Raw genomic sequence first — 22,045 nt, forward strand, 5'->3', positions numbered from 1 at the left:
GGCTGAGCCATTCTGCGTTAGGCGATCAATTGCCAACTGAAACGGTTCTGCGCTTCAGTCGCCGTGGGCCCTCTAGATCGTCAGCTTCGAGACGGGGGTCGGAGGTGCGAAGGGGTAGGCACCCCAGACTGACTGGTCGAAATTGATTACAGAGCCAGTCATCATCCCGGCATCTTCCGAAGCCAAAAATGTGACCGCCTTGGCAACTTCCGCGGGAGCCAGGAGTCGCTCAAAAGGTTGCTCGGCCGCAGCCTTTTGGAGCCAGTTTGCGTCCGCGCCATGATACTCGCGCTGGATGCGGTCCTCGCCGTCGGAAGCCATCCAGCCGATATTCAGCTGATTGATCCGGATCTTGTTCCGCATCGTTGCAAACGCCGTATTGCGGGTAAGTGTGGCAAGAGCACCCTTGGAGGCGCAGTAGGACGCGATAAACGGCTGCCCGGCGAGCGCCGAGGTAGAGCCAATGTTGACGATCGCTCCTTCGATATTGTCTCGGACCATCCGCCGAATTGCCTCCTGCATCAAGAAGAAGGGAGCGCGCGTATTGATCGCGAACATCCGGTCGAAAAGCTCTTCGCTCGTGTTGAGGATGTCGCCCCGGTCCGTAAGGCCGGCGGCATTCACCAGGACATCGACGCGCCCAAAGGCCGTATCTGCGGCCTCGATCACCGCCCTGCAATCGGCCACGCTTGCCAGATCGGCCTGAACAAAGCGGACGACGCAGCCTGTTTTAGCCTCAATCCCTTTAGCGACAGCGCTGCCCTTATCGGCGTTGCGCCCACAGGTGACAATTCCGGCCGCGCCCGCATCTGCGAAATGCATGGCGATCGCAGCACCCAACCCCTGCGTGCCGCCCGTCACAACCGCGAATTTCCCATCGACTCTGTTCATTTTTCAACGCTCCTCAGAACTGCAATGAAATTTGCAGAAGAAATCAATGCGGAATTTGTATTGACACACATGCGAAAATGCAAGATATTTTGCGCGTGCACGCAAGGAATGGTGCTCGACCCGCACGACGGGCCGTAGGGAGGAAATTGATGTTGCGTATCGCCGTGCTCGGCTGTGGCCGAATTGGTCAAATGCATGCTGCCAATGTCGCGCGGCATCCCCGATCCAAGTTGGCGGCGGTATTTGATGTCAATTCAGAGGCGGCCGAAAGGGTCGCGGCGGTCCAAGGCGTCAAGGCTGCCGCCAGCGCAGAGGAGATTTTCGCGTCCGACGCGGTGGATGCCGTTCTGATCGCTACCGCAACACCCACCCATGCCGATTACATAGAAATGGCAATCGCTGCGGGCAAAGCGGTTCTGTGCGAGAAGCCGATCGACCTTAGTCTCGCCCGCGTCGAGGCGTGCGCCGCTAAGATCGGCGAGACCAAAATCCCGATCCAACTCGGCTTCAACCGTCGTTACGATCCTGGGCACAGTGCAGCGCGGACTGCGATGCTGGCTGGCGATATCGGCGAACTGCATCAAGTCATTATCACGTCCCGTGACCCCGCGTTACCGCCGAGAGTCTATCTGGAGGCTGCGGGCGGGCTGTTCCGCGATATGACAATCCACGACTTCGACTTGGCTCGCTTCATGCTCGGCGAAGAGCCGACAGAGGTCTTCGCGCTTGCCAATGCACTCATCGATCCAGCACTCGGAAAGGAACTCGACGAAGTCGACAGTGCAATGTTCATTCTGAGAACCGCGTCGGGCAAGCAATGCCACATCAACAATTCGCGCACGGCTGTCTACGGCTACGATCAGCGCGTTGAGTTGATAGGGAGCGCCGGCATGCTTCTTTCCGACAACCGCAAACCCCACGAATTGCGACGCTTTACCAGCACGACCGCCGAGGCAAGCCAGCCGTACCAGTTCTTCTTTCTCGAGCGCTACCAGGAAGCCTTCATGGCGGAGATCGATGGCTTCGTGGACTGTGTCGAGAAAGGCGCCGTTCCGCTGGCTAGTTTCGAAGATGGGCGCCGCGCGCTGATCCTAGCGGAAGCGGCTTACAAATCCATGAAAGAGCAACGTTTGGTGCGTGTCTCCGAAGTGGCTGGATAAAGCACTAAGTCGCGGATCCGCAGGAGGATGAAAGATCCGCGCAGTGGAGGAGTGGAGTTTGGTGAGGTCTGGGCTCGCAACCGCGAAAGCGTGCCCTCACTCCCGACTTCTCCAGCAGGGCTCTTTCAGTGCGGCCAGGCAGGCACTGCAATTGCATTTGCGGCTGACGACATCGCGAACGGTGTCTCATCGCAAGGTCGAACCTTTCTGTGGTGAGCACAGAAGGCCTAAGCGGCGTCAAGCCCGGCTCAACGGGCGGTCGGACCGCGCAACAAAAGGAGGAATCAATGAAATTTCCTACTCTCCCCATTTCTCGCCGCAGGGCCGCCAGCACAGTGGCTTTCGGCGCGCTGTTCCTGGCAATCACCGCTGGGACCGCGCTTGCCGAATACAAAGCCGCGGACGTGAGGATCGGTTTCACGCCGAAGTTTCTCAAAGATGATTTCCAGACGCTGATGCTGGATCTCTCAAAGAAGGCCTTCGATGCAAAGGGTTTCACCCTGGTCGGTGCTCCTGATCCGAATGGCGATATCGCGGCCGAAGTCGATGCGCTTCAGAACCTGATTGCCAACGGCGCCAACGTCCTGGTCTTCGCTCCCATCGATGCCGCGGGCATCGTTCCCGCAGTCAAGAAGGCGAACGACGCCAACGTCCTAGTCTTCTCGATCGATGATGCTCCCGCGGGCGGCAAAGTGACGGCGACGGTGCGCGCGGACAATGTCGATGCCGGCGTTCAAGGCGCCAAGGAGATGGTCAAGCGTCTGCAGGCCAAGCCGTGCTGGACCGACAACAGCTGCATCGTGCTTGAGCTGCAGGGTGCCCTTACCACCCCCAACGGCCGCGACCGCTCCGACGGGTTTTCCAAAACGCTGCACGAGCTTGCGCCCAAGGTGAATCTGATACAGCGGCCGACCGAATGGACTGCCGACATGGCCGCCGATGCTGCGCAGAACGTCCTCACCCAGAATCCTTCGTTGAGCGGCATCTTCATGGCGTCCGAGCTCATGGCATCGGCTGTGAACGCCCAGCTCACCAACGCCGGCAAGGGCGCTCCGGTGGGTGACCCGAACTCGGTGATCCGCATTGCAATCGATGGAACGCCTCAAGGGCTTCAGTTGATCCGCAGCAAGGCCCTCGACGCGACGGTGTCGCAACCCCTGAGCGCCTATGCGACCAAGACGGCCGACCTGATCGAACTCGTCTCCAAGGGTGGCAAGATCGAGATCGGACCCCGCGACGACGGCCAGGTCATCGATACTCCCGTCGGACCGCAGTACCAGCTCAAGGCGACGCTGGTGACAACCGACAATGTGGACTCACCTGATCTTTGGGCGAACAAGGTCGGCAAGTAAGCAGGAACGTGGAGCCGAAGATCATGGACAACGCGCGACCCATCGTCGAGATGCGTGACATCGCCAAGACCTTTGGCTCGACCCGGGCTCTTCGAGGCGTGAATTTCACCGTCATGCGCGGTGAGGTTCACGCCCTGTTGGGCCGCAATGGCGCGGGAAAGAGCACGCTCGTTTCCACCTTGAGCGGATACGTTTCGGCCGATACCGGATCGATCAGGATTGGAGAAGTCGAGGTAGAAGCGGTCGGCCAAAACTACGCGCCGAGCATTCGCAAGCTGATTGCCCATGTTCAACAAACGCCTCAGCTGTTCAACCTGCTGACGGTGGCGGAGAACCTTTTTGTGGAAAACCCTCTCGTCCGCAGAGGTTTCGGCGTGGTGAGTCATAGGCTGATGTTGGAGCGCGCAACTGATCTGCTGAACGAATGGAATATGGACATCCAACCCGGCTCGCTTGCAGGAGAGCTTGGCGCCGGGACGAGACAGCTGCTCGAGATTATGAAAGCCCTCAGTCGGGGCGTGCCTGTCATGATCCTGGACGAGCCAACCGCCGCCTTGAGCAATGCGGAAAAGCGCATTCTGTTCGAGCATGTGAGGGCGCTCAAAGCCAAGGGGGTTTCGTTCGTCTACATCTCGCACCACCTGGACGAGGTTTTCGAGATTGCCGATACAGTCACGATCCTGAGGGACGGGAAGGTCGTGAAGGAACGCGAGCCCGTGGAGCGTCTGGACGTGGAGACCATCGCCGACCTTATGATGGGCGAAAAGACGGTCCGAAGCACGCGCCAGGATTTCATAGCGGATGAAGCACCTATTCTGCTGCAGGCCAAGGGGATACGGCTCGACCGTTTTTCGGAAAGGGATATCGACTTCGAGGTAAGGGCTGGCGAAATCGTAGCCCTGGCAGGTCCCGTAGGCGGCGGGAAGGAAGCGCTCGCAATGGTCCTTGCTGGCCAGCAAAGGCCTGAAAAAGGCGAGGTGACCAGCCCGCGACGCAAGCTGCCTACCATCGGCTTGGTTCCGACCGACAGGCACGCCAGCGGCTATGTCGGCATTCTCGGTGTGCGTGAGAACGTGGCGATCGGCGGCCTTGACGTCTTGTCCGGCAAACTGGGTTTTATCAGCAAAGGCAAGGAAGCCAGACATGTCGGGCGCCTTGCCCAACAGACGAACGTAATCGCTTCGTCTCTTGAGCAGGCGGTGAGCCAGCTCAGCGGCGGCAATCAACAGAAGGTCGTCTTCGCGCGCGCACTTTGCCGAACTCCGGAAGTGATCGTCGCTCTCAGTCCAACCCGCGGCGTCGATGTGGGCGCCAAGGAGCAGCTCTATTCGCTGTTGCGCGATCTTGCCAGCAAGGGCCTGGGGGTTGTGGTCGTCTCTGACGAGGAAGACGAAATTGACCAACTGGCCAACCGGGTCGTGATCGTGTTCGAGGGGCACGTCGTTGATGAACTGGTGGGCCGATACACAATCAAAGATCTAATCCTGCGAATGGAGGGCGTCGTATGAGCACCGATATCGTGAGCAAATCAACGCCTAAGAAGGAACGGTCCGGCCAGTCTCGACTGTCCGCGTTTGGAAGCGCCTTTGTGGCCGGTGGATATACGATGTACCCGGTCCTTCTCCTGCTGGTGATCGTTGGTGCCATCGTTGCTCCGCGGTTCGCCACGGCGGCCAATTTGCTGAATATCCTTGACCAGGTAAGCGTTCTGGGCCTGACCACGATCGGACTGACTTTCGTAGTCCTGATAGGTCGACTGGATCTGTCGCTCGAGGGCATTGTCGGCTTCGCTCCGATGTTGGCAGCCGTCACCCTGGTCCCTGTGGCGGCTGGCGGGCTCGGATTGGAGCTGCCGAGCTGGGCTGGCCTATTCGTCGCGCTCGGCACCGCGGGGCTGATCGGCTTTTTCAATGGTTTCATGGTAGTCAGGGTGGGTCTCAACCCGTTCATCTCGACGCTTGGGCTGCTTGTGCTGCTTCGCGGCGGAGTGCTGATCATTTCCAACGGGCGTTCGATCTACTCTCCCGGCAAAGCGCTGACCTATCTCGGTTCCGCGAGTTGGTTCGGTGTTCCTGTGTCGGTGATCGTATTCATTGTGGTCGCGGCTGTGGTCGGACTTGTCTTCCACTACCATCGCTACGGCCGGGCGTTGTATGCTATCGGCGGCAATGAAGACGCCGCGAGGGCCGCCGGCATTAACGTGGACAGGGTCATTTGGTCGGCGTTTGTCTTCGCGGCCCTGTTGGCTGGTCTGGCCGGTGTTCTGATGACGGGGCGCCTTGATTCGACGGTGACAACCCAAGGACAGGGGATAATTTTCTCTGCTTTCGCGGCTGCGGTGATCGGCGGCGTAAGTCTTGGTGGCGGCCGAGGGACGATCGTCGGAGTTATTAGCGGAGTGCTCTTGATCGGCGTCATCAACAACTTGCTTACGTTGGCGCAGGTCCCGTCCTTTTACGTTCAGGCATCGACCGGTGCCGTCATCATTGTGGCAGCGGTGCTGACGACGATCGCCAGCCGACGCTCGAGCGGCGTGCGAACCCGAACCTGAGATATTGTGCCGGCGGGGATTAAGGGTTTCTGCCTGCATCACTGCCAAGCTCGAATGGAGGGTAGCGTGTACGGCTTCAACGCAATGGACGCCCAATGGGTCGTAGTCCGCCGTTGTTACTAGCGATAGCGTGGAGGTGGCGGTGAAACGGCGCCCAATCGGACAGACTGGATTGGAAGTTACCGAGATCTGTTTCGGAACAGCTCCTCTCGGCGGCATGCCGGACACGTATGGCTATGGCGTCGACGAAGGCGTCGCCCTTGCGACCATCCGGGCGATCTTCGACGGCCCGGTCAACTTCATGGACACCTCCCGCAATTACGGCTTTGGCCGCAGCGAGGAGCGGATTGGAACCGTGATCAGGGAGCGTGGCGGTCTGCCTCCCGGATTTGTGCTTTCGACGAAATTGGACCGGGAGATGGGTACAGGCGGCTTCGACGCCGGGCGCGCCAGGCAGTCGCTCGAGGAGAGCCTTATGGCTCTCGACCTGGATCGCGTTCACATACTGCACCTTCATGACCCTGAACATTGCGCCGACCTCGGCGAGATCACGCGGCCAGGCGGTGCGCTCGACGAGTTGTTTCGGATAAAGGAGGAAGGGCTGGCGACCGCTGTGGGGCTCGCGATGGGCCGTCTCGATATCATGCTGCCGATAATCAGAGAGCGGCCATTTGACGTTCTGCTGAACCACAATCGTTTCACGCTTTTGAACAGGTCGGCAAATGACCTCTTTGACCTAGCCAACGAAAGGGGAATAGCCGTGCTCAATGCCGCTCCCTATGCCGGTGGCGTTTTGGCGAAGGGAAGTTCGGCTGTTTCTCGGATTACCTATCAAGAGATTGACGAAGTTAGACTGACGCCTGTGCGTCAGATTGAGGCCCTGAGCAAAAAACATGCCGTCGCTCCCGGAGCGGTGGCAATTCAGTTCTCGCTGAATGATCCGAGGATAACCTCGACGGTTGTAGGTGTTTCCAAGCCCGAAAGAGTCGCCCAGACTATCGAGTGGGCGACGGCGGAGGTGCCGGACCAGATTTGGGCTGAACTGGGGGAGATAGGTTATTCGCTCGATGATCCAGAAGCCGACCGAAACTACCAACCAGGGTAGCTTTATGGACGAAGTCGTTCCAAGCGTCAGTGCAGCTCGCGATGTAACGGTCGGTTCCAAGGGCCTCGGGTCTGTTCTCCGGTGCGATGCGCGGCGCGTCCTGCGGGGCAGCCGGCGGCGACCAGTTGGCGCCGACCCTCGGAACCTGTTGTCAATCTGATCGAGGGTTTCGCGCGCGGTGTATGCGTTGACCTCAAGAAGGTCCTCCACCAAGTCAGTTCCCCTTTCTCGCGTGGCCGGGCCGAGCCGGTGCAGCGTGATCGAGATGTCGACAAGCTCGGCGGCAGTCCCCGCTGTGACGGTTCGAATGTCGCCGAGCTCCCTCTTCCAGCTTGCAGGTAGCGCAGACGCGATGGCCCCGACCAATTCGGCACCGTCCGGCAGAAGCGTTTAGACTCGATCGACTATGAAGGTCGACTGGACGGGCGAACGCCTGTTGATGAAGAGAGCAACGACTTCGAGAAGCTCCAGCCATTCCGGGCGCGCACCTGCCTTCGCTATGTCGGCGCGCTCTTTGGCTTTTCATGCCGATCGGCATCGAAGGCCTGCTTTCCCTTTGCAGCCCAAAGGTCACGCGCATGCTCGGCTTCATGGCTCTGCAACTTGGCGGCCATCCAGAGCAGCGCGCCATAGATGGTTGCGCGGTCATCGGCAGTCAGATCAACGATGCCCGCCTTGACGACGAGGCCGCCGAGTTCAATCAGATGTCGAGTGCGCTTGCGGCGCTCGACCTGCCAGGTGCGCATGTCATTGCGAGCCGTTGCCATTTGCCGGCGATTGCGGGCTGCCTGGTTGCGCTGCAGCGCTGCGAGGGTTGCGCTGAGATGCCGGAGCAACCCGCCGGGACCGACTCTCGAAAAACATCACTCCACGCTTGGCCCATGCCTCACGCTTTGCGGTGTCCTTCGTTTCAGCGATTGCGACCAACGCGCCGACCAGTTCGTCGGCGCTGAGTTGATCGGCGCCGGTGGCGATCACCAGTTCGCCAAGGTGCTGTACCTTCCGCGTTCTGAGCTCTCGCGCCTTCTCTTCTAGCGCGTGCAGTTCGGCATCGAAGTCACGTGGTTTACGCATCTGCTGTCTCCATCGATTGTCGATGGGGTCATGATAGGGGAGCGCCTGCCGGAAGGCTTCAGGGTTGCCGAGACAGCCCGGGACGGGCTGGTCCATCCCGAGAATTTTTCGAGGGAGGGCGCGCTTATACGTCGTGGCGACGTACGCTTTGACGTGCAAATGATCCTGCCGCGATGGCGATCTATCATCTTCACGTCAAGGTCATTGGCCGCAAGGCAGGCTCAAGCGCTGTCGGGTCGGCCGCCTACCGCTCGGCCTCGCGGTTGCGCGACCACCGCATCGAACGCAGTCATGATTTTTCCGCCAAGCGCGGTGTGGTCCATTCCGAGGTGATGCTGCCGGAGGATGCACCGGAAGCCTGGAGCGACCGCGAACGGCTGTGGAACGATGTCGAGGCGTTCGAGGTGCGCAAGGATGCGCAGCTTGCCCGCGAGGTGGAGTTCGCTCTGCCGCGCGAACTGAACCAGGCGCAAGGCATCGAACTGGCACGCGACTTCGTTCAGGCCGAGTTCGTCAGCCAAGGCATGGTCGCCGATCTCAATGTGCATTGGGACAGGGTGGAGGACGGTAGTCCAAAACCTCATGCCCACGTCATGCTCACCATGCGCTCCGTGGACGAGAATGGGTTTGGCGCGAAGGTCCGAAACTGGAACGCTACCCAGATGGTTGAGCGCTGGCGTGAACGCTGGGCTGAGCTTGCCAATGAGCGCCTGGCCGAACTCGACATCGACGCCCGTATCGATCATCGCAGCCTGGAAGCGCAGGGCATTGCCTTGGAGCCGCAAACCCAGATCGGCGCGCCGGCCCAACGCATTGAGGGCAGCGGCCTCGACGCTGCCGGCATTGAAGCAGATCGCGCCGAACTGCACCGCGAGATCGCGCGCAACAATGGCGCGCGCATCATCGCTGATCCATCCGTGGCGCTGGATGCCATCACCCATCAGCAATCGACCTTCACCCGAAAAGACATTGCGAAGTTCTCGCATCGCCACAGCGACGGAATGGAGCAGTTCAACGAGGTGATGGCAGCCATCAGCAACGCACCCGATCTGGTAGAACTCGGCAAGGACGGACGCGGCGACGATCGCTTCACCACCCGGCAGATGATCGAGACCGAACAGCGCCTTCATCATGCGGCAGAACGCATGGCCGGGCATGGACATTATGCTGTGAGCGAACGGGATCGTGCGATTGCCTTGGCGGATGCCCAGCATCATCGCCTTGTTCTGTCAGGCGAGCAGAGAGATGCACTGGATCACATCACGGATAGCCGCGGCCTTGGTGTCGTTATCGGGTTTGCCGGAACGGGCAAGAGCGCCATGCTGGGTGTCGCACGCCAGGCTTGGGCGGCCGCAGGCTATGAGGTCCGAGGCGCGGCACTTTCCGGCATTGCGGCCGAGAATCTCGCAAACGGTTCGGGCATCTCGTCTCGAACTATCGCCAGCATGGAACACAGCTGGACACAGGGCCGCGATCTGCTCACCGCGCGCGATGTCCTGGTGATCGACGAGGCAGGTATGGTCGGCACGCGCCAGTTGGAGCGGGTGCTCTCCCATGCTGCGGAGGCTGGCGCGAAGGTTGTGCTAGTCGGCGATCCGCAGCAACTGCAGGCGATCGAAGCCGGCGCCGCATTCCGTTCGATTCACGAACGCCACGGCGGCGTCGAAATCGGTCAGGTGCGCCGGCAGCGCGAGGACTGGCAGCGTGACGCCACACGCGATCTGGCAACCGGCAGGATCGGCGCTGCGATCGGCGCCTATGAGGACAGAGGAATGGTGCACCAGGCTGCCTCGCGCGATGAGGCCCGCAGTGATCTGGTCGAACGCTGGGATCGCGACAGGCAGGCAGACCCAGAGGCAAGCCGCATCATCCTCACTCACACAAACGACGAAGTGCGCGCACTCAACAAGGCAGCGCGCGAGCGCATGCGCGCTGCCGGCGATCTCGGCGACGATGTGCAAATGAATGTCGAACGCGGCCCAAGAACCTTCGCCAGCGGCGACCGGGTCATGTTCTTGCGGAACGAACGCGGGCTCGGCGTCAAGAACGGCACGCTCGGCATTGTAGAGGAAGTCAGCGCAAAGAGCATGACGACGCGCACCGACGACGGTCGTTCGGTTCGCTTCGACCTGAAAGACTACGCAAACATCGACCACGGTTATGCCGCGACCATCCACAAGGCCCAGGGCATGACCGTCGACCGGGCCCATGTGCTGGCGACGCCAGGCATGGATGCCCATGGCAGCTACGTCTCCCTGTCGCGGCATCGCGACAGGATGGACCTGCATTACAGCAGCGACGACTTTGCCACGCGAGACCGGCTCGTCCGGACGCTGTCACGCGACCGCGCCAAGGACATGGCGTCGGACTACGACCAGATCGACCCGGCGCAACACTACGCCGAACGGCGCGGGATCAGCTTCCGACAGCGCGTGGTCGAGATCGTGCGCCGGGTTGTACCTGAGAAGCTTCGTGACACAATTGGTGGGCTGCTCGACGGGTTGCGCTCGCCCGCAGACGCGGGGTCCGGCCAGGAGCGCGGGCGCAGGCCGGAAAGGGGAGACGGGGGAGCGCAAATCGCAGATGTCGGCGTTCCGCCATGGAAAGATACTTCCGTCAGGGGAGCGCAGCGCGAGACGGATGCGCCGGTGGACGCGGAAGCGGCGTTGCGCAGTGCTCGCACGAGGGCGCTTGTGCGCCACGCGCGTGCGATCGATGCGATCATGCACACCGGAAACGCAGACGGGCAGGGCAGCCCGAAGCAGATGCGCGAATTGCGAGATGCCCGCAGTGCGTTCGAGAAGGTTCGGCCCCATGGCTGGCGCGACGCCGAAGCGGCCTACGTCAAGAACCCAGAGCTGGTTCGTGAGGCGGGGGCCGGTCGCGTCAGTCGCATCGTTCTTGCACTTCAGCTTGAAACGGAAATCCGGACCGGACTGGATCCCGATCCGAGCCGCCGCGCAGATCGTTTCGTGGAACGCTGGCAGAAGCTGGACCGCATAGGCCAGCGCCAATATCAGACCGGCGACATGTCGGGCTACAAGTCAACGCGCACGGCAATGTCCGACATGGCCAAAAGCCTCGAACGCGATCCGCAACTGGAATCCTTGCTCGCCAATCATAAGAAGGCGCTCGGCATTCAGGTCGAATCCGGCCGGCGCCTGGGTGTGGAACTGATGTTCAACCACGGCATCAGCATGGGACGGGGCATAGGAATCTAAGCCCTCCGATTTGCCGCCGTTCCCACGCCCCAGATCGGTCAGATGACAAATCTGATTGCGCGCGAGCCTTGGGTTGTCCTGTCTGGTTCCAACAGGTGCCAAATACTCTCAGCGAAGGCAAGGCAGTCATGCCTGAACCGGATCGTATCATTCGCCTTAGGACCGTTCTGGCGCGGACCGGCCTGTCCCGCTCAACGATGTACCGCAAAATAGCCGAAGGCACCTTCCCGGCTCAGATCAAGATCAGCATCAACGGCGCGGGTTGGCGGGAATCCGATATCAATCGGTGGGTCGCTGATCCTGTATCCTGGCACACCAGTGGATTACAAAAAACAGCGACTAGTGACGGTCGAGCAATACGTTGCAGCCACTGTTGAGCACTCCTCTGTGAGATAAGTTCAACGACTGGGACAAGGCGGTGTCAAACAGTGCGATTTCGACGACAGAGCACCGAAAAGCAGCCGTTGAGCGCTCGCTGACCCTAGTGTCCCATTTCGACCAAAGCTAGTCGAATGCATGTTCGCTTTGAGCTGATTTTTCCAAATGCCATCATGGATCATTGGAAGAGTTGACTGTTCTCGCCGTAAGCGCGGAATATGTCCTGGCTATTGATTTTCTGATCAATCAACAAATCCGGCTTGGTAAACAAATATCAGTAGTTGTGGCGCAAAATCTCTGACCGGAGTGAGCTTGTTGCGGAGGGAGTGCCCAATGATTTCTGCTGCCGGGGGCTGTCACCCATGACGCCGACCGCCTTCATCCAGAAATGGCGCCGAGCGCAACTAGGTGAACGCCAATCCGCACAGGAGCATTTCCTCGACATTTGTGCTTTGGTCGGTCACCCATCTCCAACTCAAGAGGATCCGAACGGCGAATTCTTCGCATTTGAGAAAGGGGCCAACAAGCTCGGCGGTGGGAAGGGCTTCGCTGACGTCTGGAAGAAAGGTTATTTCGCTTGGGAATACAAGCGCAAGAACGGCAACCTTGACGAGGCTCTGCTCCAGTTGATGCGATATGCTCCGGCGCTTTCGAGTCCACCTCTCCACATCGTCTGCGACATCGGACGCCTCCGCATCCACACCGCTTGGACCAACACGGTTCCATCCACCTATGAGATAACACTCGATGACCTCGCTGAGCCTTCGGCGCGCGAGATGTTGCGCAATGTCTTCTTCGACCCGGAGAAACTCCGGCCCAGCAGGACACGAGCCGCCGTTACTAAGGAAGCAGCTGACAAGTTCTCAACCATCGCCCAGCGTCTTCAGGGACGCGGCACTTCGGAGGAGATCGCCCACTTCGTAAACCAGCTCGTGTTTTGTTTCTTCGCCCAGAGCGTGAGTCTTCTGCCGGAGGGATTGTTCACGAAGCTCTTGAGGAGAGCCGTTCGCGCGCCCGACCGTGCGATGGGTTACCTCTGCAAACTGTTCGAGGCGATGGAACGCGGCGGCGAGTTCGACCTCACTGACATCGCATGGTTTAACGGTGGCCTGTTTGATGGTCGTCGAGCGCTGCGCCTCGACGATGGCGACCTCGGCCTGCTCGTCGCGGCCGACAGTCTCGACTGGGGTCTCATAGACCCGACGATCTTCGGAACCTTGTTCGAGCGCTTCCTAGACCCCGAGAAGCGTGCGCAGATCGGCGCGCACTACACCGATCCAGAAAAGATCATGAGACTGGTCGATCCGGTGATCTTGAGACCACTCCGCTTCGAGTGGGAACAGGCTCGGCAGGAGATCGTCGAACTTCTGGATGGCCGCCGAAAGCCGCCAATGCGCAGCAGGCAATCCCGTCGTATGACAGGTCAGGAAGCTGCGGCGGAGGTCCGCTCCCGCTTTACGGAGCGCCTTCGGACGCTTCGAATTCTGGATCCGGCCTGCGGCTCGGGCAATTTCCTCTACCTCGCCCTCCAAGGCGTTAAGGACATCGAGCATCGTGCCAATCTCGACTGCGAGATGTTGGGCTTGCCGGCACAGCTTCCGCTGGTGGGGCCGGAGATCCTTCGCGGGATCGAGATTAATACCATGGCTGCCGAGCTGGCACGCACGACTATCTGGATTGGGGACATCCAGTGGCAAATCAAGAACGGCATCCGTTCGAAATCGATTCCAATCCTTCGCAAGCTCGACGCGATTGAACAACGCGATGCGCTGATCAGGGCTGCTGACGACGACGACGTGCCCCGCGACGAGCAGGGAGACTTGCTGGCGGCGCTTAAGCGTAAGTCCGGCGACGTTGAAGCAGAATGGCCAGCGGCGGAATTCATCGTCGGAAATCCGCCGTTTCTCGGCGTGCGTTTGATGCGCCAGTCCCTGGGCGACCCCTTCGTGGAACGGTTGTTCAAAGTTTACAACGGACGCGTATCCCGCGAAGCCGACCTTGTCTGTTACTGGGTGGAGAAGTCCCGCGCTGCGATGGCAGCGCGGAAGACATGCCGGGTAGGGCTTGTCACGACAAACTCTATACGTGGCGGCGCGAACCGAAAGGTGCTGGATCAGATCGCCTCAGAGAGCCGCCTTTTCGAGGCATGGAGTGACGAGCCGTGGGTCGTCGACGGCGCATCGGTGCGCGTGTCGCTCGTCTGCTTTGGCCAGGGCGGCGACGAACTGCGCCTTGATGGCAGGACGGTTACCCAGATAAACTCCGACCTGACGGCTGGAACCACCGACCTGACGAAGGCGCGCCGGCTTGCTGAAAACCAGAACGTTGCATTCATGGGCGACACTAAAGGTGGCGCCTTCGATATCCCCGGCGAGCTCGCGCGGTCTTGGTTAAGAATGCCGGCGAATCCAAACGGCAGGCCGAATTCAGATGTCCTCCGGCCTTGGCGCAACGGCATGGATGTTACCCGGCGTTCCCGCGACATGTGGATCGTGGACTTTGGCTGGGAGATGTCCGAGCATCAGGCTGCCCTCTACGAGGCGCCTTTTCAGTACATTAAGGAGAATGTCCTTCCTGAGCGAACGAAGAACAGGCGGGAGGCTTATCGCGAGCGTTGGTGGCGACACGTGGAGGCCCGCCCAGCAATGTGTGGCGCCCTGGCGCCTTTGGCTCGGTACATAATTACACCGCGTGTCGCGCGACACAGATGCTTTGATTGGGTTTCGCCCGGAGTACTTGCAGATAGCGCAACGATCGTAATTGCTCGCGAGGACGACGCCATCTTTGGAATTCTACACTCTCGTTTTCACGAAGTGTGGTCCCTGCGGCTAGGCACCTCGCTTGGCGTGGGAAATGACCCACGGTATACGCCAACCACCACTTTCGAAACGTTTCCATTTCCCGCTGGCCTGTCTCCAGACATCCCTGCAATTCGATACGAAAGGAATCCGCGTGCCCTCGCGATATCGACCGCTGCCCGTGAGCTCGTTCATCTGCGCAACGCGTGGCTCGATCCGGCCGATCTTGTGGAGTTAAGGCCCGAGGTCGTTTCCGGCTTCCCGGATCGAATCCTCGCGAAGGATGCAGCTGCTCAGGCAATCCTTGCCCAACGGACGTTGACCAACCTATACAATCGGCGCCCACAGTGGCTGATCGACGCCCATGCCGACTTGGACGCCGCTGTCGCCGAGGCTTACGAATGGCCCGCCGATATCTCGGACGACAAGGCCTTGGCGAACCTTCTAGCGTTGAATATGTCACGCGAAGCTATCGACGGGGACGCGAGAGACAGGAAAACTTGGAAGGGACGCGCGCCCACGCCCGAAGACGCTAGACGTGCCCCGCAGATGAAATTGCCGATAGACGGTGGCCTCCGCGCCGCTAGCACAAAGGAAAAGAGCTCCTGGAACAGGGTTGATCCCCAGGAGGCTGGGGCCAAGCGCACAAGAAGGAAGGCTCGCAGGGCCTCGTAAACCATCGCCGGATACTGAGAAGAATGGGCAAAGCCGTGCTATGGCCAGTTCCATACGTCGTGTGGGGGTCCGGAAGCGTGCCGGCAGCTTTTAGCACCGCAAGGAGGATAGCTGGCACTCGACATAAACGACCCGAGCAGACATTGTCGGAAAGGGATTACTCAGTTCCATTAGGTAGGCAAGGCCGAATGGGTCTGGCGAACCTCACTTCCCGATAGCACGTCAAGATTCGCCTGTGGTCAAACAGATGGCCGGCCTTTTGCCGTCAAATTCGGCCGCCTATATTGGCAACTCGGAACAGATGGATTTGTCATGAGCCCCGACCTTGTGAAGCTCGCACTTGAACATTGCGGCACGTCCGAATTTGAGAAGTATTCCCAAACGATGTTGGCGGCGCTAATTGGGCCTGCTTTTAAGCCCCTCGGCGGCCATAAGGACGGCGGGGCCGACGGCTTTGTGGATGCCGATATTTGGGAACAGACCGACAAGCCCAATCGGTTCTTTCAGGCTTCCAAGACCCTTGATGTCGAAAAGAAAATCAAGGAAACCATCACACGGTTAAAGGAGGTTGGGCGCGGACCGGACTTGCTCTACTATTCGAGCTCGTTGGTTGTGCCGTATATTGATAAGCTTGAAATGACATTGTCGGACGAATTGGGCGTTACCATCAAAATCTATGACCGGAACTGGTTTGCCCAGCGTGCCAACACCAACAAGGACGTTGAGGCGGCATTTGGACAGTACCTCCGTCCAGCAGTTCAGTTCCTTGAGGAAATCGCAGCCCCCTCTTTTCCCGCACAGCCGGTTTTTCAGAACGCGCAGGCCGTTTGCGCGTTCCTATCCCATGAGCTGGAGCGCCGCATCGGCACAACCAAAACCTTGGAGGGGGTGTGCGATGGTTTGCTTATTTGGGCGCTGGAGGAAACAGACCCCGACGCGGGAAAGCTGCTCACCCAAAAGCAGATATTGGAGAAAATCGAAAACGTTGTTCCAACAGCCCGCAAGTTTCTCCGCGGACAAATTGGCGAGCGCCTCACGGCCTTGACCGTGAAGAAGGCTGGCGCGCGCACCGTCAATGTTCATACGAAAGAGGGGGCATACTGCCTTCCCTACGAGGCACGAAAGCATATTCGAGAGTCACTGCTTGAGGACGAAAAGCTCAAGGTGGAGGTTACCGACTCATTCAGAAAACGCATCGTCGATGCAGCCATGCAGCTGGACGAGAAGGTCTTGGAACAAATCCCCGATCTGATTCACAAGACCGTAGAGAAATTGTTCGAGCAGCAGGGATATAATGCAGTCCGACATTTTGCCGACGAACCCGAGCAAGGTGCGTTAGACGTCCGCTCTGTGATCGAGGTGGCAGCCGAGGTGGTTGAAGCCGTGAAGATGTCTCACGATTCACGGGTTAAGGCGAAGCACCTCATCAAGCAGGTGCTGAGGGGGGCTCTTTATAATTCGGAGCCCATAGAGCGTGCCTATTTCGGCCGACTGGCGCGTACTTATGTACTGCTCTTCGTGCTGAAAAACACCCCCGAACTTATCGAGCATTTCAGCTCGATGGCCAAGCACTTCGTCCTCTATGTCGGCACCGATATTCTGGTGCGGGCAATCTCCGAATACTACCTCCCCAACGACGATAAGATGACGGTGAACACCCTCAAAATCCTCCAGCAAGCCGGCGCGAAGCTCATTCTTTCCGAGCCGACTTTGGAGGAGGTTCACAGCCATATCTACGCGGCAGACCGAGAGTATGACAACACGTACGCAGAAGTTGAAGCCATAGTCGACCGCGATCTGGCGTCCGAAAGTGATCGCATCCTGATCCGCGCATACTACTACGCCAAATTGGAGCACGAGAACCCGAACCGCCCACGCAGTTGGGGCGCCTACCTTGGCAATTTCCTGACGAAGGAAAAGCTCCTCGGACCAACCAGCCCCCAAAGCATGCGATCCCTCCGTGACACGCTGACCGCACGCTATGGGCTCACGTTCGAAGCCCGCGAAGACATGATGCGCGAGATTGACCAAGAGGATCTGAAGAAGCTTACAGAGGCCATCAAAAATCTCCGCAAGGAGAGCCACCGCCGAAACGAAGATATCCGAGCCGCGAACGACGCTGCCCATATCCTGCTCGTGCAGCGAAAGCGGAAGGCCGAGGAGAAAGAGGTCACCAGTCCATATGGCTATCGCACGTGGTGGCTGACCCAAGAGACCAAGTCCGGTCTCGCGGTTGCCTACGCGTTCCCCAAAAGGCACCTTCCCAGAGCAATCATGCGGCCCGAGCTACTCATCAACTACATCGCCTACAATCCTACTACTGCCGAAGTGCGGCGGAGCATGGGTGAGATCTTCCCATCCCTGATGGGCATCCGGCTTGGCACCCGTCTCGACCAATCGCATTTCGAGAAAATCATGGGAAAAATCAAAGATGCTCATCGGACGGACCCCGCCCGCGCACAGGCAATGGTCGCTGAACATTCAAATGCACTCATCAGCCAGACCCTTCGCGACTTCAGCATCAAATACACGTCGGCAATCTAACCGCGAACGTACGACGCCAGGAACGGGCCATGCAAAGGAAACGCCATACCTTTCAGCGGCCGAACCTTCGCCGCTTTTTAGGAAGTAACAATCCTAAACCTGTTCGTCTGACATGGGGCGCATTGGCTGACATTCATTGGGCAACAGACTATCTCTAAATGCGCCGCAAGTGCCGCCTTCGGCTAAGTGTTCGCGGTACCGCGTGCCAAACGCACACCAAGGCCGCCGCCATTCTCTGAAATGAATTCTATTCCGGCCGCTTCGAGCGATAGCTTCAGCGCTTGCAGGATTGATTCAGATGCTGGTTTCGAACCACGTTCGAACTGCACGATCGTCCTCAGACTTACCTTGGATAGATCCGCCAGTTCCTGTTGAGAAATGTCGAGAAGCCCACGGGCCGCGCGAACTTGGGCCGCACTTACCTTCATTGTCCAAATGCCCTGTTGCACAAAAAGTGCAAATATGCTTGTTTTAGGAAACGGCTGCTGGAAGTGGGTCTCCGCTTTCAACAGTCTAACCACGCCCACGCTTTGCGGAGCTCGGATCATGGCTGATTCCGACCATAGCACGACTATGCCTTTCGTCACGAATGGCAGGGATGCGGCGTCGAACCGGTTTCCGGATGTCGACCCCCCAATTCTACTGCTCCGAGACTGGATGCGGGCGCAGCATGTTTCTCAGGTCCTTTGCCGCCTTCAACAGCGTCGAGAGAGGCGTTATCTCGATGCTAGAGGCTCGGAAGCGATGGACAAGCAGGTCGCCTATTTGATCGCCTATCAAGCGGAAGTCGAGGCTGTGACTGCGGCTTTGAAGATTCAGGATAGACTCCCCCGTACGCCTGCACACTCACTTCTTGGCGTTGTCGCCAAGCTCGAAATGGTTGTCGGCGCAGATCGCGACATCGACGACCCGACAGATTTTCCGTGGTCACACATCGAATCGATCCTGCGTGACTTAAAGGAAATCGCCGGGAGTGTACCGCTTAAGCGGCCTGACCGATCCATCGTTCAGGCGGATTGTCGGCGGTACCAAGCAATGGCCGCCGATCTGGTGGGTCTCGAAATGCATGCAGCTGATCTCCCGCTTGGTCACGAACCGGCCGTTGGTGTTGATACAGAGTAGAAAAGGATACGTAGGCGCACACAAAGGCCATTCGGCGCTGAGGCGATTTCAGCCATCCTTGTCCCGATGCAGATATGCTCGGGACAAAAGCCGTGAAGGCGACAAGGCGCGCCATAAAACGCGGCGGCAGACGCGATGCACAGGCCGATCTGTTTTCGCGCCGGCGCGTTGTTGATGAGGCGTTCCTGGAACGAACAGCTCGCTTGTTTGAGGCTCGCATGGGGCGGTCGCTATCGACGGAGGATGCACGGCAAATCGTCGACAACATCGGTGGCTTCTTCCGTATCCTTGCCGAATGGGAGCGGATTGACCGGGGCAAATAGGTGGCGCTTCATGCTCACGTGATGGCCTTTGCTTGTGCGACCGTGTGATGAACGAGGAGGCACCCCAGGTGAACCAGCGAATTGCCCGGATCGCCAAGCCCGCAGGCCCTGTAAAGGCGCTGCTATACGCGCGCGTCTCCTCCAAGGAGCAGGAGAAGGAAGGCTTCTCCATCCCGGCGCAATGCAAGCTGCTGCGCGACTACGCGCTGCAACATCGGTTTGACATCGCCGAGGAGTTTATCGACGTCGAGACGGCCAAGACCACCGGCCGGACCAACTTCACCGAGATGGTCAAATATCTGCGAAAGCATCCCGGCATTCGAAGCATCCTGGTCGAGAAAACCGACCGCCTTTATCGCAACCTGAAGGACTGGGTGACTCTCGACGAGTTGGATGTGGAAATCCACCTTGCGAAAGAAGGTGTGACACTGTCGCGAGACTCGCGCTCATCTGAAAAATTCATGCACGGCATCAAGGTCTTGATGGCCAAGAATTATATCGACAACCTGTCGGAAGAAGCCCGAAAGGGGCAGATGGAGAAGGCGGAGCAGGGCATCTGGCCGACAAAGGCTCCGCTCGGCTACGCCAACACAACCGGGAAGGACGGCAAGAAGGTTATCGAGCCGCATCCTGAACTGGCCCCGGTCGTCACGCAGCTGTTCGAGCGCTACGCAACCGGCCGGTATTCGCTCAAGGCCTTGGCTAAGGCAGCCCATGGCGATGGGCTGATCTATCCCAAGAGCGGCAATCCGGTTCCGGTCAGCACCGTGCATATGATCCTGCGCAACCGCCTCTATACGGGACTGTTCCAGTGGAACGGCAAATTGCACCAGGGCAAGCACGAACCGCTTGTATCGATCGAACTGTGGCAGCGGGTGCAAGGCATCCTGACGGGCCGCAACGCGGTGCCGACCCACCCGATAGGAAACGAGTTCGCCTTCACCGGCCTGATGACCTGCGCCGAATGCGGCTGCGCCGTCGTGGCGGAGATCAAGAAGGGCAAATACGTCTACTATCACTGCACAGGGCATATCAACAAAGGTCGGGGCGGGTACGGTGATTGCCGCCGCAAATATGTCCGCGAGGAAGTGCTCGATAAGGCATTCGCCAACCTGCTCGACCGATTGCATTTCGACCAAGAGATACTGGAATGGGTAAAAGCAGCCCTCATGGCCAGCCATGCCGACGAGCGCCGCGAGCATGAACAGGCGATCCATCGATGCCAGGTCGAGCACAATAGGCTCGAGGATCGGCTCCACGCCATGTATCTCGACAAGCTCGATGGCCGCATCGATAACGCATTCTATGATCGGATGTCGGCACAGTGGCGAACCGAACAGACGCGGCTACTTCGTGAGATCGAGCGCCATGGTAGCGCCGAAGAATCATACATGGAGGACGGCATCCGGCTTTTGGAACTGGCGCGGAACGCCAGCCGGCTGTTTGCGAAACAGCCTGCGCACGAGAAAAAGCGCCTCTTGAATCTCGTGCTGTCGAACTGCCAATGGGACCAAGGCGAGGTTCATGCCGTCTTCAGGCAACCGTTTGATCTACTTGCGGAAACGGTCGCATCTGGAGCAGCGATAGGCACACAGCGGAGCGTCCTATCGACAGGGAGTCCAGTTTGGCTGGGGAACCTGGATTCGAACCAGGACTAACGGAGTCAGAGTCCGTGGGTCTACCGTTAACCTATTCCCCAGCAGGCGCGTCTGGTATCGCGCGATGCGGGCGGCTCATGTGCCGCGAGCGCTGCCTTGTAGCCGCCATCGGAAAATAGTCAAGCCCGCAGCTGAGATCAACGCAGGCTTTTTGAGCCTTTGTCCGATGCATGTCGTTCTCCCAAAGCCGTTCCGCACTTTGGGCGACATGCATTGGCTCTGCCGCCAGGCGCCGAAGGCTCAGCTCTCGCCTTTGCTGTATTGGGAATGCTCGAAATAGAGCACCACGCCAAGGCCGATCAGCAGCGGAACAATGAGATAGAACAGGCGGAACACCAGAAGCGCGGCGAGCACGCCGACCGGATCCATGTCCGAAAGCCCGGTGAGGAAGACGAATTCGAACACGCCGAGCGCGCCAGGCGCGTGCGACAGGAGCCCGATCGAGAACGACACCATGAACACGCCGAGCACCACGAAATAGCCGGGATTGCCGATCTCGGGCAGGGCAAAATAGATGATCGCGGCGGCCCCGAGCAGTTCGACCGGCCCAATCAGCAATTGCCGCGCCACGATCGGCAGCGCCGGATAGTGCAGCTGGAAGCTGCCTATCTTCAGCGGTCTCAGCCGCAGCCAACTGCCGAAGGCGTAGGCGCAGGCAAGGATGAGCATGGCGAGCCCTGCGGCGAATGCGGCGCCGTGATGCGGCGCGCCCGTGAAACGATCGATGATCTGGGGTTCCAGCAACAGCACGAGGCCGCCGAGGAAAACGCTGGACAGGATGAAGGTGAACCAGCAGATCGCCACTAGCACGCCGACCTGCTGGCCGGTCAGACCTCGCGTGCCGTAGGCGCGGTAACGGATGACCGCGCCGGAAAACACCGAGCCGCCGATATTGTGCGACACCGCGTAAGTGGTGAAGGAGCACAGCGTGACGAACAGCCACGATACTTTCTTGCCGATATGCAGCAGCGCGATGTGGTCGTAGCCGGCGAGCGAGGCATAGGCGACGACCGCGCTCAGGGCCGCGAGCACCCAGCCGCGCGGCGGGATGGCGGCAATGCCGGCCCAGACGTCGTCGAGCGAAACGCCGCGCAGTTCGTGGATGAGCAGCCACAGCGAGAACGCCACGGCCGCGATGCCTATGACCGGCCAGAAATAGCGCCTCCAATTCATGGCGTCGTCATCATGCGTTG

The 22,045-nt window shown here is 59.3% G+C and carries 17 protein-coding genes and 1 tRNA gene; 12 read left to right on the top strand and 6 right to left on the bottom strand.

Going from position 1 to position 22,045, the window contains the following annotated elements; all coding sequences use genetic code 11:
- Nucleotides 1-72: 72 nt before the first annotated feature.
- Entirely contained in the window at nt 73-891 is an 819-nt protein-coding gene (locus LB523_RS25930; RefSeq protein WP_224608351.1) for an SDR family oxidoreductase, read from the bottom strand.
- A gap of 146 nt (nt 892-1,037) precedes the next feature.
- On the opposite strand from LB523_RS25930, the gene iolG reads away from it, so the two are divergent.
- The 5 genes from iolG to LB523_RS25955 all read left to right on the top strand — a co-directional run bounded on the left by iolG (nt 1,038) and on the right by LB523_RS25955 (nt 7,059).
- Entirely contained in the window at nt 1,038-2,051 is a 1,014-nt protein-coding gene (iolG, locus tag LB523_RS25935) for an inositol 2-dehydrogenase (protein ID WP_224608353.1), read from the top strand.
- A gap of 287 nt (nt 2,052-2,338) precedes the next feature.
- Nucleotides 2,339-3,403: a sugar ABC transporter substrate-binding protein gene (locus tag LB523_RS25940; RefSeq protein WP_224608356.1), complete on the top strand. Its 1,065-nt coding sequence runs from the start codon at nt 2,339-2,341 to the stop codon at nt 3,401-3,403.
- 23 nt (nt 3,404-3,426) lie between these two features.
- Nucleotides 3,427-4,911 (top strand): sugar ABC transporter ATP-binding protein, encoded by a 1,485-nt coding sequence (locus tag LB523_RS25945; RefSeq protein WP_224608358.1) that lies wholly within the window; start codon nt 3,427-3,429, stop codon nt 4,909-4,911.
- On the top strand, nt 4,908-5,954 hold the full coding sequence (locus tag LB523_RS25950; RefSeq protein ID WP_224608360.1) for an ABC transporter permease: 1,047 nt from the start codon (nt 4,908-4,910) through the stop codon (nt 5,952-5,954). Before LB523_RS25945 ends, LB523_RS25950 begins: the two co-directional genes overlap by 4 nt.
- Nucleotides 5,955-6,126: 172 nt before the next feature.
- Nucleotides 6,127-7,059, top strand: a complete 933-nt coding sequence (locus LB523_RS25955) for an aldo/keto reductase (protein ID WP_224608362.1) — start codon at nt 6,127-6,129, stop codon at nt 7,057-7,059.
- Nucleotides 7,060-7,556: 497 nt separating this feature from the next.
- On the opposite strand, the gene LB523_RS25960 is transcribed toward LB523_RS25955, so the two are convergent.
- Both LB523_RS25960 and LB523_RS25965 read right to left on the bottom strand, forming a co-directional pair.
- Nucleotides 7,557-7,805, bottom strand: coding sequence for a conjugal transfer protein TraD (locus LB523_RS25960; RefSeq protein ID WP_224608364.1), 249 nt, complete (start codon nt 7,803-7,805; stop codon nt 7,557-7,559).
- Nucleotide 7,806: 1 nt separating this feature from the next.
- Nucleotides 7,807-8,133 carry a conjugal transfer protein TraD gene (locus LB523_RS25965; protein ID WP_224608440.1) on the bottom strand — a complete coding sequence of 109 codons (327 nt, stop codon included), beginning with the start codon at nt 8,131-8,133 and terminating at the stop codon, nt 7,807-7,809.
- 173 nt (nt 8,134-8,306) lie between these two features.
- On the opposite strand from LB523_RS25965, the gene traA reads away from it, so the two are divergent.
- From traA to LB523_RS25985, 4 genes are all read left to right on the top strand, one after another.
- On the top strand, nt 8,307-11,354 hold the full coding sequence (traA, locus tag LB523_RS25970; RefSeq protein WP_224608366.1) for a Ti-type conjugative transfer relaxase TraA: 3,048 nt from the start codon (nt 8,307-8,309) through the stop codon (nt 11,352-11,354).
- Nucleotides 11,355-11,482: 128 nt separating this feature from the next.
- The gene (locus tag LB523_RS25975; RefSeq protein WP_224608368.1) at nt 11,483-11,731 is read left to right on the top strand and encodes a helix-turn-helix transcriptional regulator; all 249 of its coding nucleotides are present in this window, start codon (nt 11,483-11,485) and stop codon (nt 11,729-11,731) included.
- 363 nt (nt 11,732-12,094) lie between these two features.
- The gene (locus LB523_RS25980) at nt 12,095-15,205 is read left to right on the top strand and encodes a class I SAM-dependent DNA methyltransferase (RefSeq protein WP_224608370.1); all 3,111 of its coding nucleotides are present in this window, start codon (nt 12,095-12,097) and stop codon (nt 15,203-15,205) included.
- Nucleotides 15,206-15,517: 312 nt separating this feature from the next.
- On the top strand, nt 15,518-17,749 hold the full coding sequence (locus LB523_RS25985; RefSeq protein WP_224608372.1) for a hypothetical protein: 2,232 nt from the start codon (nt 15,518-15,520) through the stop codon (nt 17,747-17,749).
- Nucleotides 17,750-17,931: 182 nt separating this feature from the next.
- Here LB523_RS25985 and LB523_RS25990 read toward each other — a convergent pair whose 3' ends face one another.
- Entirely contained in the window at nt 17,932-18,297 is a 366-nt protein-coding gene (locus tag LB523_RS25990; RefSeq protein WP_224608374.1) for a helix-turn-helix domain-containing protein, read from the bottom strand.
- Between LB523_RS25990 and LB523_RS25995 the strand changes: the two genes are divergently transcribed.
- The 3 genes from LB523_RS25995 to LB523_RS26005 all read left to right on the top strand — a co-directional run bounded on the left by LB523_RS25995 (nt 18,296) and on the right by LB523_RS26005 (nt 20,852).
- Nucleotides 18,296-18,871 (top strand): hypothetical protein, encoded by a 576-nt coding sequence (locus LB523_RS25995; RefSeq protein ID WP_224608376.1) that lies wholly within the window; start codon nt 18,296-18,298, stop codon nt 18,869-18,871. The genes LB523_RS25990 and LB523_RS25995 overlap by 2 nt on opposite strands.
- A 92-nt stretch (nt 18,872-18,963) precedes the next feature.
- Nucleotides 18,964-19,194, top strand: a complete 231-nt coding sequence (locus LB523_RS26000; RefSeq protein WP_224608378.1) for a hypothetical protein — start codon at nt 18,964-18,966, stop codon at nt 19,192-19,194.
- 47 nt (nt 19,195-19,241) lie between these two features.
- Nucleotides 19,242-20,852 carry a recombinase family protein gene (locus tag LB523_RS26005; protein ID WP_224608380.1) on the top strand — a complete coding sequence of 537 codons (1,611 nt, stop codon included), beginning with the start codon at nt 19,242-19,244 and terminating at the stop codon, nt 20,850-20,852.
- On the opposite strand, the gene LB523_RS26010 is transcribed toward LB523_RS26005, so the two are convergent.
- Nucleotides 20,820-20,893, bottom strand: a tRNA-Gln gene (locus LB523_RS26010). The two genes, LB523_RS26005 and LB523_RS26010, sit on opposite strands and share 33 nt — an antisense overlap.
- Nucleotides 20,894-21,092: 199 nt before the next feature.
- Nucleotides 21,093-22,025 carry a YbhN family protein gene (locus LB523_RS26015; protein WP_224608382.1) on the bottom strand — a complete coding sequence of 311 codons (933 nt, stop codon included), beginning with the start codon at nt 22,023-22,025 and terminating at the stop codon, nt 21,093-21,095.
- Nucleotides 22,026-22,045: the final 20 nt, after the last annotated feature.

The organism is Mesorhizobium sp. ESP-6-4 (assembly GCF_020164735.1).
Classification (GTDB): domain Bacteria; phylum Pseudomonadota; class Alphaproteobacteria; order Rhizobiales; family Rhizobiaceae; genus Mesorhizobium.

What these genes read in the sequence shown, in the direction of transcription:
- LB523_RS25930 (WP_224608351.1), bottom strand. Translation starts at nt 891, where the DNA reads ATGAACAGAGTCGATGGGAAATTCGCGGTTGTGACGGGCGGCACGCAG.
- LB523_RS25940 (WP_224608356.1), top strand. Translation starts at nt 2,339, where the DNA reads ATGAAATTTCCTACTCTCCCCATTTCTCGCCGCAGGGCCGCCAGCACA.
- LB523_RS25945 (WP_224608358.1), top strand. Translation starts at nt 3,427, where the DNA reads ATGGACAACGCGCGACCCATCGTCGAGATGCGTGACATCGCCAAGACC.
- LB523_RS25950 (WP_224608360.1), top strand. Translation starts at nt 4,908, where the DNA reads ATGAGCACCGATATCGTGAGCAAATCAACGCCTAAGAAGGAACGGTCC.
- LB523_RS25960 (WP_224608364.1), bottom strand. Translation starts at nt 7,805, where the DNA reads ATGCGCACCTGGCAGGTCGAGCGCCGCAAGCGCACTCGACATCTGATT.
- LB523_RS25965 (WP_224608440.1), bottom strand. Translation starts at nt 8,133, where the DNA reads ATGCGTAAACCACGTGACTTCGATGCCGAACTGCACGCGCTAGAAGAG.
- traA (WP_224608366.1), top strand. Translation starts at nt 8,307, where the DNA reads ATGGCGATCTATCATCTTCACGTCAAGGTCATTGGCCGCAAGGCAGGC.
- LB523_RS25975 (WP_224608368.1), top strand. Translation starts at nt 11,483, where the DNA reads ATGCCTGAACCGGATCGTATCATTCGCCTTAGGACCGTTCTGGCGCGG.
- LB523_RS25980 (WP_224608370.1), top strand. Translation starts at nt 12,095, where the DNA reads ATGACGCCGACCGCCTTCATCCAGAAATGGCGCCGAGCGCAACTAGGT.
- LB523_RS25985 (WP_224608372.1), top strand. Translation starts at nt 15,518, where the DNA reads ATGAGCCCCGACCTTGTGAAGCTCGCACTTGAACATTGCGGCACGTCC.
- LB523_RS25995 (WP_224608376.1), top strand. Translation starts at nt 18,296, where the DNA reads ATGGCTGATTCCGACCATAGCACGACTATGCCTTTCGTCACGAATGGC.
- LB523_RS25990 (WP_224608374.1), bottom strand. Translation starts at nt 18,297, where the DNA reads ATGATCCGAGCTCCGCAAAGCGTGGGCGTGGTTAGACTGTTGAAAGCG.
- LB523_RS26005 (WP_224608380.1), top strand. Translation starts at nt 19,242, where the DNA reads ATGAACGAGGAGGCACCCCAGGTGAACCAGCGAATTGCCCGGATCGCC.
- LB523_RS26015 (WP_224608382.1), bottom strand. Translation starts at nt 22,025, where the DNA reads ATGAATTGGAGGCGCTATTTCTGGCCGGTCATAGGCATCGCGGCCGTG.